Genomic DNA, 14,245 nt, shown 5'->3' with positions numbered 1-14,245 from the left:
AGCGACTGCGAGCAGTCCAAGAAGTATCAAGTCCACAAAACAACAACCGCCAACTCCATTTCAGCGTCGGTGCTGTTTTGTGTTTTCGTCAGTTTCCGGAATCAGTTCTTTCAGGTTCGTCTGTGTCGTTGTTCTCGTCGGGGAGGTAATAGCCTACAGTTGCGCGATCAATTGCGGCTGGGATCGTTGATGGTAGCGTCAACGTGTCACCGACCAGCGAGAACGGGACATCAATGGCGAACCCTGTTGCACAAACTAAGTTGAGAAGCTTTGCCATCGGGAATTCCATAACGGCTACCGCAGATTCGCTTGCTAGGATGAGATCATCTTTGACACCACCGTACACCAATTTGGGCGCAGGCGTGTACTGATGATTCGCAGATTCAGGGATTGACGAAACATTGCGCAGTGTGCCGCACCCCGGCAAGAGAATGGCAATGGCAATGGCAATAGGAACGATTGATCTCATGACGCACTCCAAGAACTTCACGATGGAAGCGATAGCAGATTTCAGAATGTGGGTAAACGTCAGATTCTGTGCCAGAACAAGTAAACATTGGGAATCGTTCCTGATAACGCCGAAGTCGACTCTTGGTAATAGCGAAGCGATGGCGCATTTAGATCGGTCAGCGATGCAGGACGCGTTGCGGATCGTTGTTGCGGAGGAGCAATGAGCAAGCATCAAAAACTGAATGAAACCCTGGCAGGTCTGGGCTTGTTGATCCGTCGTGCCGCAGACCGGATCACCGGCGGCGTCAACCGTATCCTCTTTGGAGTGGGCAATCATGGCCGTGCAAAGCTCGTCGGGAGTGTCGTCGAAGGGTACCTGCGGAATGAACTGTGGGTTGGGTCCAATCAGCGTGTATTGGAGCTTGCTTGATGACGACAAGAGACGCAGGAAAGTCGATCACCGTGACCTATGTGGAGGCAGCGGCCATCATTGGAGTGAGCCGGCCGACCGTGTCGAAACTCGTTCGCGACGGCTTTTTAAAGCGTCGCTTCGTGGGCAATTCGACGCGTCCCCGATTGCTGAGATCAGAGGTTAAGGAATACGCGAACAACTTGCCGACGAAGCCGTTCTTAGGTTGAACGTCGGACATCACCGAGGACGCGTGAAAGACTCACCATTGCCAAAATGTGCGGGTCGCGTCCTTCGGTGGATGTCATGGATATCGCATTCCGGCATTTGGGAGAAAACCGTCGAGTGACTTGGTTTGGCTGGAAATTGTACGAGAACAAATCAAGCTAGTTGTCAGCGGAATCCGTGCCACGCCGATAGGAAGACCGTTTCAGTCCTCGCAAAATCGCTCCGGCAATTGTTGGGTCGACGCCACTTCCAATCACTATTCGGCTAGTTCGAGAATCGTCGATGACATTGGGTCGCTCTCGCTCTTTTGGCGTCATCGAGTCTAGGATTGCGACGTAGTTTGCTAGAAAACGTCGCTGCTCATCGGACAGCCTACGTTGGGGAAAGAACAGTACGCGATCGTACCAGCGTGGCTTCAGTATCCTACGCAAGATGTCTCGGACGAGATCGGAGGGCATCGGCGAGTCTCAAATTGTTCTCTTTGCGATAACAACCAGCGTCACCGGGCGGCGACGTTGCGCGTTGATTTCAGATGCCGCCGGATTCGCCGCTCCGGTTCACGCAATTGTTAGCGGGCTTCACCGACGACTTCAGCTATGTCCTGATCGTCCGTGCGAGCCGCGATACCTTTGATTTCCTCGACGATGGCCGGATGCTTGCACCATGCGACGGCCTTGATGAAGTCATCAGTGCGGATACCGTTGGCAACCTCGCGTTTCACCCAAACTTCCATTTCCGACTCGCTTGCTGCTTGTGAACTGGGTGGCCCAGTCTCTCGGACATCCAATTTGCGAAGCCGGTCGGCGATCAGCCGAGCGGATGCGTCGGGATAGTAGTATAGCAACCGCATTGCGGCTTCCTTTTGCAGATTGCTTCCAACGTACCAACCATCGAATGACTCACCGTTAAATTTACCACGTGTCGCGAAATCAAACAGAAGTGAATCGAACAGTCGCTGTCTCGGGTCGTCGCTTTGCCACATTGCGCGAATTTGTGCACACAACAGTTGGTCGTGAGTGGGGCTGTTGAGAACAATGCAGGCTGTCGGTTGATACCGGACGGTTTGATATCCGCGACCCGTGATCTGGCCGATAGCAACGAGACAAATATCGCCAACCTTGACCGTGTACGAATCGACGTGATCGCCGCCCAACGGATCATTCTCATTTTGCGGACGAGCTTGGAGAGCAGATTGTTCTGTCTTGTTGACCGGATTGCCCCAGAGTTCGTTGGCGAACCACATGCCACCAAAATCCCCGCCATGGTCGATCTTGAGTTTGGTCGGCGTCGCATCATCCAGGTGCGCCAGTAACGCTGGCAACGCGGTGGGGCCGACTGCGACGAGCTGTTTCAGCGCATCAGAAGACTTGATTTTGTGGTCGGTGAGCAAGAGGGCACCCGCGTTACTCTGTCCTTCAATTGGCAAAAAGGCGTTGCCGCTCATTGTAGGAGAAAGACCAAAATCTGGACTTTCGATGGCGGCGAGAGAAGCAATCAGTTTCTCGATCTGCTCATCGCTGTGAGAAGGCTCGGAAGCTGGAGAGAGGTTGAGCTTCGGAATGTCAGTGAGGGAGACGTCTTCCGAGTCCAGATCTGGATTTTCAATCGGCGTAAGTGGCTGAGCGGCTGATCGGGGCTGGGTTTTAGCTTCGGCGTTGTGCGCACGTTGCTCTGAGCAACCGCACATGGCCAGAGTAATCGATATGACAATGACGTAACGCATGGTATTGCCCGATAACTTGTTTATCACGGGTTGATGCGGGATAAGAACAAGGGATGGGGGATATTTACCGCAAGGTTGTTGCGGAATTTTTCAGGATTATCCCCGCATGAGCCTTGAATAGCAAGCTTGCGCTGAGGGAATCGCAAAAGGTCTGAATGCAACAAAGACCCCCATCCCTTTTTCTGGTCTTCATCCCTTTTTCTGGTCTTCTAATTTTCCGACAGCGATTGGGATTGCATCACAGCCCGTATGATCGATGCGCGGGTTTCTGCAACTTTTCGTTCGGCTTTGGCAGTTTGGAAGGCAGCTAGTTCTATCTCGTAGTGTACATCAATCGCGAGAACTTCTGAGTAGCGACGTACGTCCACGAATAGCGGAAAGTCATCACTAGTGGATCGATACCAATCTTGCTCCGAGTCGACATAGTCGGCTGCCCAACGCGGTTTAGATGTTCGTTCGTAGTGGTTATTGTTTAGCCAGTCTTCAATCGTCGCAACGTTGCCGGGACTTACGGTGTCCTGAAAGGCACCATACGTTGCAGCAGATGTTCCGCGAGAGAGCCGTTCCAGCGCGAACGCAACCGCGATCAGTGCAACGAATAAAAAAATGGCTTTCAGGCGAAATTGTGGAAATCGCAAAAACGTTACTCCTCAGTCCAACGAACGTTACCGATCAGCGGGCGGCGACGGTTGATCATTCACTTCAAAACGCCCGACTTCGCCGCTCGGTTGCATCGGCTGGTTCGCTGCTGTGGTAAGGCCTAGTGAGTCATCTCGGATGAACTTACCGAAACACTCTCCACAAAGCCATGCATTGCCTTGGCTTCGGTAGCCTGTGCCCTCGTCTTCATTCTCGCTTTCATGTAGCGTCCACCAGCAGATGGCACAATGATCGTGAGTCCAACCTTCACTTACCAGATCCGTTTTCGTTGCATCGAAGCTCTGGCCCTGGTACTGCGTGCTGCTCCCGCCTGATTTGTCGATCAATGCGGCGGACGGCTTCCATTTCTCTCTGCGCCATACCTGCGTCAGAGCCCATGCTACCTCGTCCGTGAGGTCGACAACCTTCCATTCGTCTCCGTGGATCGTAACGGTGTGTTTAGCGTTTGGGTTGTCGGGTTCCACTGTTTCGCAGCGAACTTGTGATAAAGGGGGTTAGGACTTGGCGGTTGGCTACATGACGCCTTATGGGCGGTTGCCCCTCGCGTTATCCCGGTCTTATTGGCAGTTGACTGATTTTGACCAAGCTTTGCAGCAATTTACCAATAAGAACTCCACGCATTATAGGCAGTTGCCGCTTTGAGAGCAATTCCGGGTGGGGTTGGCACCGCTTAGTAGGGACTGCATTTTGACAGCACGGACAGTTTGTGCCTTTGGATTTCGGAGCTGAAAGGCACGGAACGACAAAACCCAAGAGCAGGCGGGATCATGGGAGCGATAGGGTGCATGATAGCGTTCTCGCATCGGAGAAGCCTGATTGGCTGGCGATCTGGCACGCGAAGTTGCGATGGGATCATCAGACTGCCCAGCGTGAGCGGTGGGAGTTTGATGGTGAGCATGTTGTTGCCTACTTAATTTGCGTCAAATCCGAGGGCATGGCCATTTGGAAACGCCTGAAAGTGGCAGAAGCGCTGCTGGAATTTCGCTGGAGGAAACGATTGAAAGAGTGCCCGTGTTTGGCAGAGGTGTGTGAGACGTTGCTCAATGCTATACGTGCCCAACAAAAGGGAAGGCCTGGAATGCTGGAAGCCAATCTCAGGACGCCCGAATCGGACCTGGAGGGGAGTTCCATCTTACGAATGCAACAAAGACCTCCATCCCCTTTTCTCGCACAGGCGATGGGTCGGGGAAAACACGCGGACGTTTCGCAAACTCGGATGCAATTCGCGACGTACCGAGATCCAATTCCCTGACACCCTGCGAACGAGAAAAGGTGTCTGACACCTTTTCTCGACCATGTCAAAATCGCAGGATCGCGTGCTCCGGTTCACGGCTTTGCTCTTCCTCTACGATACCCAGCCGCCTTTCGATCTCACGATCCATCGGCCGTGTTCACGTCTGGCTATGTAATAAAAACCGCCGCCGCTAAGTGGGCCGCGGACTACACCAGTCGTAATTTGGATCGTATTTTGGTCCGTAAATCTCAAAGACAGAATCCGCGGATCGAGACTCGGATGTGTCTCAAAATACTTAACAATCGCAAAAGTGTCGGCATCAGCAATTCGTGAGTCAATATCGAATGACTTCCGCTTCAGTTCACCAATTGCTTCTTCGTGTTGAGTTTGTGACACTGCAGGGTGTAGTCGACGTGCCAGCTTCTCAAACTGCGAGATGGCTTGAAGGACGACCTTTCTATAAGCTTGCTGCTGGTCAAAAAAAACAAAGGGGTCAGGCTTCTTAGGTGAACGCAAGGAAAAAACAAAGGGGTCAAACTTCTTAGGTGAACGCAACTGGCAAACAACGAGACCTGACCCTCTTGATCGTCTGACTCCTTTGATCGCCCTTCATTGAATCGCACTACGCTAACCAACTCATGGCGGCGTCCGCGGCGACGAACGTCGCTCGTCACCGGGGACGCGTGAAAGAGTCACCAATGCTAAATCGCTTGGCTGGCGTCCTTCGGTGGATGTCATTGTTCGTCGGCGTCGTTGGGTATCGGTTTTGGGTTACGTGAGGTCGGTTGGGTATTGCCTTCACCAAAAAAAGACTGAGCGATCGTATTTCTCCGGTCGTGGTTCATTCGCCCTTCGAGCCATCCTGACTTCGCCTCAAGGCACATCTTATAGACCTTAATATCTGCGGTTTCATCAACGGCAGCGGGCAAGAACGACAGTGCGGTTGTCGCAGCTGACGCTAGCAGTGCGGCCGCCGTCGCCCTATCGAGTGATTGCCAGCCAATTCCGGCAAACACGATTGCGCAAACGCCGAAAACCATTCCAATGTTGGCGTGGAGCCAGTGCCCGGCTCCGGACTTCAACGCGATGACGTCGCCGTCCTTCTCCTCAACCTCAAATTGGGTTCGTGCGGTTGTCCCCAGCAGTGCGCAAATGCCCGCGGCGATAATGAAGACCCATCCGATTACGATTAGTCGGAAAGAATGCCGTTGTCCTTTCTCGGCCAATGTCCGCGCATATTCAGCACCAGTGCCATCGACGTACGGTGGCGGTTCAGCAAAGACGAGTGGCCGTGGAAATCCAAGCATAGTTAATCTCGCTGTTTGTCATGATAGGAAAACAAAGGGATCAGGCTTCTTAGGTGAACGCAATTGGCGAACAAAGAGGCCTGACCCCTGTGGTCGCCTTCAAAATTTGATCCCGGCTCTTCCAGGCTGACCCCCGGCTCTTGCCTGACTCGAAAAAGAGTCCTGACACCTTTGATGACACTCTGCCATTTCCAGATCAACGTCTCAGCGCGGCAGGGTTGCATCAACGATCGCAATGCGATGATCTCGCGCGTTGTGCCATGGTAGCGAATGTCTGGAATAGCAAAGATGAATGTCCTCATCGCACGTGATGCAATGACGAACTGAAATTACATCAGTCTCAGCCAGGTCCCGCCAACGCTGAGGGCATCTGTCGGAAAAACGACAGTCGAGTATCGCACCATCAACGATGTAGTGTCGGTCGATGGCATCAGCAATCTCAGCACAAGGAAAACGGATCCACTGAGCGTTTCGGTTCAAGATGAATTCCACGAGTTTCTCTGCATCGGAGTCAAAATCGTTCGCCGGGCAGGCGATTGTCAAAAGACCGTTGCGAATCGAAATCGCAATGACACAATAGTCTCGTGCGACATTCTCCGGAATAATGTCGACAATGCTCTGTGGAAGGTAGACGTTACTCAGTCGATCCATGGTCAATTTGCTTGGCAGAACGGCTGCGATCACGCGGCGGCGACGAGTGATCCACCACTTTATACAACTTGACTTTGCCGCTCGTCGTTCATCGCCTTGCTCTGCAACATTTTCCCCAGAGACCGGATGCCGACAACAACTCGTATCAGAGTAATGGTTATCGCCGAAAATGCAATGATCATCGCCACGGTCTCGACAGTGTCGTTGGTATCCAGGATGAATCTTCGGAAGGTCAATAGGACGGCCACGACTAACACGGCCTTAAGCAAGAATAGAATGGTTCCCGAAAAGGTGTCGGACACCTTTTCTCGTTTGCACCTTTTCTCGTTTGGGTCGTGGACGAGCGATGACATGGCGGACGCTGGTGATCAAGGTTGCCGCACGCGTGGAAGCCACTACACGTCGCATCCGCCTCCTGATTCCGTCGAGTTGGCCGCACGGAAATTTTCTTTTCAAGGTGAGCCGCACTCTGGCGGCATTCTCACCGAGCGGCTAACTGCCCCCATCGCACGTTGAATGCGACGCTCCATCGACCGTAGTGCGATTGGGGGAAAGGGGCCTTGTGTAGCGGTCCCACAAATAGATCGCAATAAATGAAATCAAAGCTGCCGATCCGTCCACCGAGGGCAGACGTGAATAATCCGGGCTAGCCGTGGGCCCCGTACCACAATCCGCACCACTCGTCCACTCTGGCTTCTCCCCCAGCTTTTCTGGGGGAGAAGGGCTGGGGATGAGGGGGCTGAACGCTGAAACGTTGCTTCACCCAACACATGCCTATTCCAAGCGACTTCGCGCACGAAAAGCCAACTTCAAACTTCACTCCTCCCACTTCAAACTTCCACCCATGATTCGATCCTACTTTCTCTGATTAGCAGTTCCTTCCGTCGAGCTTGTCTCGGCGGAGGAAACAACTGACGGCTACTTGCCCAAGCCAACAAAACTTCCCCACCGCCCGCGAATCGCCAAAGGCGATTCGCGGGCGGTGGGGAAGTGAATGCGATTGTGTTGAGGGTAGCTGCCATTTGTTGCTCCGAACCGGGGCAAGCCCGGCGGAAGCAAAGAATCCATCTTACGTAGACCGTGAACAATGAGTCACATCTGGTCAATGAAACCATCCGATCTCAATTCGGCCAAGAATGCGACATCAAAAAGGCCGGTAACAGTTTACGTGGATTGGCACGAAGACAGTCTGCGCATATCAGCCGCCACGCGATAGCGTCCGGTTCTCACGCCTGTCATCGGGAACTGGACGCTATCGCGTGCCGGCTGATGAATCATCCGCGCATAGCCGTGGGCCCCGAACCACAATCCGCACCACTCGTCCACCCTGGCTCCCTTCTCCCCCAGCTTTTCTGGGGGAGAAGGGCTGGGGATGAGAGGGCTGAGCGCTGAAACGTTGCTTCACCCAACACGCATCCATCCCAAGCGACTTCGAGCACGAAAAGCCAACTACCAACTTCACTCCTCCCATTTCCAACATCCACCCATGATTCGATCCTACTTCGGTCTCACTCAAGACCCATTCGCCCTGCGCGACATTGAACTGCTCTCCCACCAGCAAGAAATCCACGACACGCTACGTGTTCACAGCCAACAAGGCGGCTTGTGCCTGGTGGTCGGTCGCCCCGGAACGGGCAAGTCCGTGATCAAAGAGTCCCTCAAGCGACTTCCCGACAAAGACTACCTGGTCGCGTCGATCGCACGCACGCTGCACACCTACACCAACACGGTGAAGATCCTCTGTGAGGCCTTCAAGATCGAGTTCGAAACCAGCGCGTTCAAATGCGAACGCAAACTGATCCAGCAAGCTTTCGCTCTGAATCGATCGGGCAAGATGCTCGTCACGGTCATCGATGACGCGCACCTAATGGACATGGAAAACCTCCGCCGCTTGCGGCTCCTGCTGGAGGATTTTCCTAAGAACCACAACTTGATCCTGGTCGGCCAAGTCGAGTTGCTCGCAAGCTTGGATCTGGCGGTCAACCAGGACATCAAAAGCCGTGTGACTTATTCAGTCATTACCAAACGTCTGCACGAAGACGCGATGCGTGAGTTCATCGAGCGTCAGCTTGATCGCATCGGATTGGGGCACAACACGTTCACCGCCGGTGCGATCGAGTTGATCATCCGCACCGCCGACGGAGTGCTGCGTCGTTGCCGCAACCTCTGTCTTGCTTCGATGCTCGAAGCGGTGCGTGCCTCGTCGGGCACGACGATCGACATCGACTTGGTCAACCGCGTGCTGATGCAACCCCACAGGCAAAAGGAGGTCGACCTGATGGATTCTTGAAATTCATCCCCACTCACTTCTTTACTTCACACCTTGGGCAATCCTATGATTACAAAACAACTCCTGCGGGCAATCCGCAACGAATTACCGATGAAGTTAACCGTGAGTCGACTGGGGCGTCGCGGTCCGATCGGGAAACAAGCGGACGGATACTTTCGTTTTCAGTGTCCCCGTTGCGGCGAAGTACGGGCGACGCTGAATCCGAAAAACAACATGGCTCATTGCTTCTGTTGCGGGGAAAACACCAGCAACATCGACTTGATGATGCACTACGGGCACGACTTCTTGCCAGCGGTGAAAATCCTGGAAGGTTGGCTGGAGCAATACCGAAGCGACCTCGGCCAATCCGCCCCGTCGCAACAGGCCTCATCACAATCTTCGTGAGCTAAACCTGTTGCCACCGCATCGTGCCGGTATCATCGGAAACAAGCAGATCGCAATGCGACCGTTCCAAAAGGGCGGTCGCATTTTTGATGCGCTGTCGAGTCGATCCGGCCCGAGCGATCGCAGAAAGAGACCGTGAAAGTTGAGTCACATCTGGTCAATGAAACCATCCGATCTCAATTCGGCCAAGAACATCCCAAGAGAGTCGATTGAGAAAACGCCGTCGAGAGGTCTCTCCAATCTTCGCAACAATTCGGCCGCGCACCCCTCAGAAGAACCAAAAATTAACCCAGTCTCAATTCGGCCAAAAATGCAACATCAAAAAGGCTGGTAACATTTAATTCCGCCGCGAGGCTTCCTCCTTTTCATCAACCCATTTCGTTCCATTAGTCAACTTGGACGAAGCTCTTGCAGCTTGATTAGATTGAGCAAGTGAGAACTTGTTGTATAATCAGAAATGAATTTACTTGCTTCCCCAACCTCCTGGACAAAAGCATGAAAGCCTCGATCCCACGGCAAATTGGTGGACACATCCCAGGTTGAGATTAGTTGAGGGTTCACTTTGTTGCCAATCTCCCAAAGGCCATGAGCATGAATGCACATGAGTCGCCTTTCGGCTGTAGCCGTTCTGTCATTTCGGCTAGATGCCAATAACTTCTCTAGGCCAGCCGAGAAAACTTCGGGATCAGCTGCGGACAACGACGCAATACAATCTAATATTGCAGTTGTGTACGGCCGCCTTCGTGATTTGAAGTCGTTATGTTTGAAGTGTTCTGCAGGCAATGGTGTTTTCCGGATCGTCGCTAGCAATCTTTCGTAAATTATTAGGTCGCATGTCGCATTTGATGGTCCTTTCCCACTCGTTGGAAGAGTTTCGATCATCTTATTAAAGAGTTGGTTGTCATGTACTGCGGACGCGGAAAGGACTTCCATCCAAAGATCATTTGGAAATCGATTTCGCTCCCGCTGATTCGCGTAAGAATTCCATCGCTGCCGAACCGAAATCACTACTCCACGAATCAATTCTTCTGGTTGATCATATTCAATACGCCTATAAATTCCGATGTCAGTCGTATCTGACCACCCCTTTTCGCTAAATGTGCTCAAGATCGGGGCGTGAATTGAGTCTCGGTCAATAACTGCACCAAGTAAATGTTTGTCTTTTGCAGTTAGCTTTTCCATCTTAACCATGTTGATCAGGTGCCTCTTGGCCAGTTTTGAAGGTATGACGCGTTCCGACCGATCTTATGAATCGCCGAAACTACTCCAATTAGAAATCCTTTTCGAGTTACATTGAATCGAGATACGGATGCAAGAACGCGATCATGATTGTCAACAGCGGACTGCAGATCGCTACTGTCATTCGTTGGGGGCTTACTGAGATTCAATATTTGTTGAAGGCCGTTGTCTATCCACGGCCCACTCATTTAGCGACCATATTGTGCCGTCCCGAATCCGCTTGTGCCACCCTTGGCTTCAAGAACCATCCACGTTCAGAAAACTCTATGACGTCTTCATTGATCAATCCCGTGTCATCCTTGCATGGTTTCATCTGCTTTTTGGTAAGCGCACGTAGGTTTCATCTTGACTGCCGGTTTAGCTTGGCGGGTTTTGCCCCGCCTACACGGAGTCCACCATGACGCGAAAACCGGATCCTGCCCAGCGGCAGGCTTGGCGAGAATTGATCTCTCGCCAGTCACACTCGGGATTGAGCATCGCTCGGTTTTGTGACAACCAAAGAATCTCGACCGCATCCTTTTACAAATGGCGGCGAGAACTCTCGCAAACGGCCGACCAACCGAGGCAGACTTTCCTGCCCGTTGAAGTTCTCCCCGGCGAGTCAATCGATGACGAACCGCCTCTGAGAGTTCGCCTGACCGTCGGAGCCGTCATCGAAATCCCAGCACAGCGAATCGACATCCTGCTGGCCGTCATCGAGAGAATTCAGACTAGCGGATCGCTCTCACTTGCCCAGCAGAAAAAAACAAAGGGGTCAGGCTTCTTAGGTGAACGCAAGGAAAAAACAAAGGGGTCAAACTTCTTAGGTGAACGCAACTGGCAAACAACGAGACCTGACCCTCTTGATCGTCTGACTCCTTTGATCGCCCTTCATTGAATCGCACTACGCTAACCAACTCATGGCGGCGTCCGCGGCGACGAACGTCGCTCGTCACCGGGGACGCGTGAAAGAGTCACCAATGCTAAATCGCTTGGCTGGCGTCCTTCGGTGGATGTCATTGTTCGTCGGCGTCGTTGGGTATCGGTTTTGGGTTACGTGAGGTCGGTTGGGTATTGCCTTCACCAAAAAAAGACTGAGCGATCGTATTTCTCCGGTCGTGGTTCATTCGCCCTTCGAGCCATCCTGACTTCGCCTCAAGGCACATCTTATAGACCTTAATATCTGCGGTTTCATCAACGGCAGCGGGCAAGAACGACAGTGCGGTTGTCGCAGCTGACGCTAGCAGTGCGGCCGCCGTCGCCCTATCGAGTGATTGCCAGCCAATTCCGGCAAACACGATTGCGCAAACGCCGAAAACCGTTCCAATGTTGGCGTGGAGCCAGTGCCCGGCTCCGGACTTCAACGCGATGACGTCGCCGTCCTTCTCCTCAACCTCAAATTGGGTTCGTGCGGTTGTCCCCAGCAGTGCGCAAATGCCCGCGGCGATAATGAAGACCCATCCGATTACGATTAGTCGGAAAGAATGCCGTTGTCCTTTCTCGGCCAATGTCCGCGCATATTCAGCACCAGTGCCATCGACGTACGGTGGCGGTTCAGCAAAGACGAGTGGCCGTGGAAATCCAAGCATAGTTAATCTCGCTGTTTGTCATGATAGGAAAACAAAGGGATCAGGCTTCTTAGGTGAACGCAATTGGCGAACAAAGAGGCCTGACCCCTTTGAGCGCCTCCGGAGTACCAGGAGCCAGATTCATCGTGATGACCTGCTTGCAATTAAACTGGTATAATGTGCTTCATTGGCGGGTAACCATCGCGTGAACCGGAGAACGCGAGCTGAGCGATTTGGCCGTTAGACACTTTCCCGCGCGTTCCCGGTTACGCGTAGCGTTCACTGATACCCAGAAACCAGGCCCGCTGACCTGACAGGCTTGCCATGCAATTTCGCGCCAGAAACTAAACCATGCCAATGACGAACACCGCCGAGATTCATTTCCACCAGCCTGAACAAGTGTCGGTTTATGCGGATTCATCACCTCACAACGATGACGACCGGACGGGCGAAATTTTGCTCATTAGCCTGTTTTCTCTCCGAATGCTTTCCAACCTTGGTACCAACGACGTCTCATGTGCAATTGCGGAGTGGTTTCTCGCTTTGACTTCACAGACGATTGTTCTCGCTCCAAGCATCAATTCATCTGGTTTTGAGTTGATTCCATATCCAGGAAACAAGGGTCGGTACTCATTCGCGTCCTCAATTGAAAGTCAGGGGGCGACATCTCCTCATTTTCGCTTCAAGGCACATGGTTTCGGGTTTTTCGCAAAGAACATGGATCGTCATGCGCCAGTAGGTGTCGAAGCGATTGTGAAGCACTACGCGATCAAGCGATCCCAAGACTACGCTTTCTTAATGGGGCTTCAAACCGCCTTGCGAGCTTGCGGGTACGCCTATTTGAATAGTGGAATCGGGTTAGTCAACCAACTCCGCATTGGAATGTCCGCAGCTGAGCAAGGCACTAAAATGATGAACGGAATCGATTCATGAACGTGACCGCGAGCCCACGAGCCTTAGGTTCCAAAAGACATTGCGTGCAATAGATTGCTGCTATGGCCAAAAAACTATGGATGACCGAACACGCTACGTTCCTCGATCAGATATTCGATTTGCTCAAGGGCTACGAGGATGTAGTTAGTGTTGAACAGGAGCCATACAAGCAGGATTTCTTTCGTGTGTTTTCGGAGGCCTATCGCGCCGGATACTGCTGGCCGAGCTACAGGGTTGACGAGGAACGTGACCGACTTGTGCAATCCAAGGTGCAGCGGCCGATGATTTTTGGAGACACGATTTGGGAACATGCCCGCGCACTTGGGCTTATCGATGCTGATTCAACTGCTCGCAATTCAAAGATGTATTTTCACCTTACGTCTTTGACTGTATGGTGGGATGAATGGACATACGCCTGGAATCGAAACCCGCCTCCACGGCGATACAGGCGCAAACATCCCGATAACGTAAGCGGCGAACCATGACAATCGGGATAGGGGCCCGGTTGCCCGGGACCCCTCCCACAACACCTAGCATGCGGGTCCGCACTAGGCGTTTCGCCTCAAGGATGCAAGCGATAGCCAGTACTCTTCAAGAATAAACAAGCCCTCAGCGGCCAGATACTCGTTGGATAAAGCGCGCTGGACGCCGGACGTCGTGGAAAGACGCCAAGGGCCCTTGCCGCTGATCCGCGAGAAAAGGTGTCGGACACCTTTTCTCGTTCGGACACCTTTTCTCGTTCACACTGCGACACAACGACTGCTCTTACCCATTTAGATTGCACCATGAGGCCTATTACGCAATTCTCGATTCGGACACTTCTGATTGTGACACTCTTTTTCGCAATTACGCTCCCTGCATCGCTTCAATGCTACTCCGCACCAACTGTATATTTCTATTCCGATCCGGTGCCCGCGTCGTTAATTAGCAGTTTGACGCGACGCATCCCTCCGGCGAGTGCGACAGAAATTGTACTCAGGCCGTACACCGACGAATCTTCGACACAAGAGTAGAGACACTACATACAGAATTCGGTAAACTGGTGGGCGATACTTATCTACGACCTCCAGCGTCCGAGCGATCCTGAAGCCAGAACCATGTCGTGTACCGAAGGACCGCGTCACGCGGTTACAAATGGAAACCACATTGGCGGTCCTCGGTGACGACCACCGTTCGTCGGTTGAAGCGAA

At 52.7% G+C, this 14,245-nt stretch carries 17 protein-coding genes; 7 read left to right on the top strand and 10 right to left on the bottom strand.

The window, feature by feature from the left end:
* Positions 1 to 88 precede the first annotated feature (88 nt).
* Complete coding sequence (locus tag Pla52nx_RS17295; protein WP_231742300.1) at positions 89 to 469, bottom strand: YceK/YidQ family lipoprotein; 381 nt, start codon at positions 467 to 469, stop codon at positions 89 to 91.
* Between the two features lie 201 nt (positions 470 to 670).
* Between Pla52nx_RS17295 and Pla52nx_RS17290 the strand changes: the two genes are divergently transcribed.
* Together Pla52nx_RS17290 and Pla52nx_RS17285 are read left to right on the top strand one after the other, a co-directional pair.
* Entirely contained in the window at positions 671 to 880 is a 210-nt protein-coding gene (locus tag Pla52nx_RS17290) for a hypothetical protein (protein WP_231742302.1), read from the top strand.
* Positions 880 to 1,089: a helix-turn-helix domain-containing protein gene (locus Pla52nx_RS17285; RefSeq protein ID WP_146522097.1), complete on the top strand. Its 210-nt coding sequence runs from the start codon at positions 880 to 882 to the stop codon at positions 1,087 to 1,089. The genes Pla52nx_RS17290 and Pla52nx_RS17285 overlap by 1 nt, the downstream gene beginning before the upstream one ends.
* A gap of 156 nt (positions 1,090 to 1,245) precedes the next feature.
* Here Pla52nx_RS17285 and Pla52nx_RS32965 read toward each other — a convergent pair whose 3' ends face one another.
* The 7 genes from Pla52nx_RS32965 to Pla52nx_RS17255 form a co-directional block, all read right to left on the bottom strand.
* Positions 1,246 to 1,545 carry a hypothetical protein gene (locus tag Pla52nx_RS32965; protein WP_146522098.1) on the bottom strand — a complete coding sequence of 100 codons (300 nt, stop codon included), beginning with the start codon at positions 1,543 to 1,545 and terminating at the stop codon, positions 1,246 to 1,248.
* A 110-nt stretch (positions 1,546 to 1,655) separates the two neighbouring features.
* Positions 1,656 to 2,810 (bottom strand): hypothetical protein, encoded by a 1,155-nt coding sequence (locus tag Pla52nx_RS17280; protein WP_146522099.1) that lies wholly within the window; start codon positions 2,808 to 2,810, stop codon positions 1,656 to 1,658.
* A 209-nt stretch (positions 2,811 to 3,019) separates the two neighbouring features.
* Positions 3,020 to 3,448: a hypothetical protein gene (locus Pla52nx_RS17275; RefSeq protein ID WP_146522100.1), complete on the bottom strand. Its 429-nt coding sequence runs from the start codon at positions 3,446 to 3,448 to the stop codon at positions 3,020 to 3,022.
* A 27-nt stretch (positions 3,449 to 3,475) separates the two neighbouring features.
* Positions 3,476 to 3,934 (bottom strand): hypothetical protein, encoded by a 459-nt coding sequence (locus tag Pla52nx_RS17270; protein ID WP_342190179.1) that lies wholly within the window; start codon positions 3,932 to 3,934, stop codon positions 3,476 to 3,478.
* Positions 3,935 to 4,815: 881 nt separating this feature from the next.
* Positions 4,816 to 5,220, bottom strand: a complete 405-nt coding sequence (locus Pla52nx_RS17265) for a hypothetical protein (protein ID WP_146522101.1) — start codon at positions 5,218 to 5,220, stop codon at positions 4,816 to 4,818.
* Between the two features lie 218 nt (positions 5,221 to 5,438).
* Positions 5,439 to 6,011 (bottom strand): hypothetical protein, encoded by a 573-nt coding sequence (locus Pla52nx_RS17260; RefSeq protein ID WP_146522102.1) that lies wholly within the window; start codon positions 6,009 to 6,011, stop codon positions 5,439 to 5,441.
* Between the two features lie 204 nt (positions 6,012 to 6,215).
* Positions 6,216 to 6,662, bottom strand: coding sequence for a hypothetical protein (locus Pla52nx_RS17255; RefSeq protein WP_146523861.1), 447 nt, complete (start codon positions 6,660 to 6,662; stop codon positions 6,216 to 6,218).
* Between the two features lie 1,486 nt (positions 6,663 to 8,148).
* Between Pla52nx_RS17255 and Pla52nx_RS17250 the strand changes: the two genes are divergently transcribed.
* Together Pla52nx_RS17250 and Pla52nx_RS17245 are read left to right on the top strand one after the other, a co-directional pair.
* Positions 8,149 to 8,952 carry an AAA family ATPase gene (locus Pla52nx_RS17250; RefSeq protein ID WP_197455177.1) on the top strand — a complete coding sequence of 268 codons (804 nt, stop codon included), beginning with the start codon at positions 8,149 to 8,151 and terminating at the stop codon, positions 8,950 to 8,952.
* A gap of 45 nt (positions 8,953 to 8,997) precedes the next feature.
* On the top strand, positions 8,998 to 9,336 hold the full coding sequence (locus tag Pla52nx_RS17245; RefSeq protein ID WP_146523858.1) for a hypothetical protein: 339 nt from the start codon (positions 8,998 to 9,000) through the stop codon (positions 9,334 to 9,336).
* A gap of 390 nt (positions 9,337 to 9,726) precedes the next feature.
* Here the strand turns inward: Pla52nx_RS17245 and Pla52nx_RS17240 are convergent, their stop codons facing one another.
* Positions 9,727 to 10,527 carry a hypothetical protein gene (locus Pla52nx_RS17240; protein WP_146523859.1) on the bottom strand — a complete coding sequence of 267 codons (801 nt, stop codon included), beginning with the start codon at positions 10,525 to 10,527 and terminating at the stop codon, positions 9,727 to 9,729.
* Between the two features lie 445 nt (positions 10,528 to 10,972).
* Here Pla52nx_RS17240 and tnpA point away from each other — a divergent pair, with 445 nt between their 5' ends.
* Positions 10,973 to 11,452, top strand: a complete 480-nt coding sequence (gene tnpA, locus Pla52nx_RS17235; RefSeq protein ID WP_146523860.1) for an IS66 family insertion sequence element accessory protein TnpA — start codon at positions 10,973 to 10,975, stop codon at positions 11,450 to 11,452.
* Between the two features lie 118 nt (positions 11,453 to 11,570).
* Here tnpA and Pla52nx_RS17230 read toward each other — a convergent pair whose 3' ends face one another.
* Entirely contained in the window at positions 11,571 to 12,143 is a 573-nt protein-coding gene (locus tag Pla52nx_RS17230; protein ID WP_342190178.1) for a hypothetical protein, read from the bottom strand.
* A gap of 336 nt (positions 12,144 to 12,479) precedes the next feature.
* On the opposite strand from Pla52nx_RS17230, the gene Pla52nx_RS17225 reads away from it, so the two are divergent.
* Positions 12,480 to 13,055 (top strand): hypothetical protein, encoded by a 576-nt coding sequence (locus tag Pla52nx_RS17225; RefSeq protein ID WP_146522103.1) that lies wholly within the window; start codon positions 12,480 to 12,482, stop codon positions 13,053 to 13,055.
* A 62-nt stretch (positions 13,056 to 13,117) separates the two neighbouring features.
* The gene (locus Pla52nx_RS17220; RefSeq protein ID WP_146522104.1) at positions 13,118 to 13,540 is read left to right on the top strand and encodes a hypothetical protein; all 423 of its coding nucleotides are present in this window, start codon (positions 13,118 to 13,120) and stop codon (positions 13,538 to 13,540) included.
* Positions 13,541 to 14,245: the final 705 nt, after the last annotated feature.

It is taken from the genome of Stieleria varia (assembly GCF_038443385.1).
Lineage (GTDB): Bacteria > Planctomycetota > Planctomycetia > Pirellulales > Pirellulaceae > Stieleria > Stieleria varia.
Note: the sequence above shows the minus strand (reverse complement) of the source record. Positions and strands in the feature narration are given on the sequence as shown.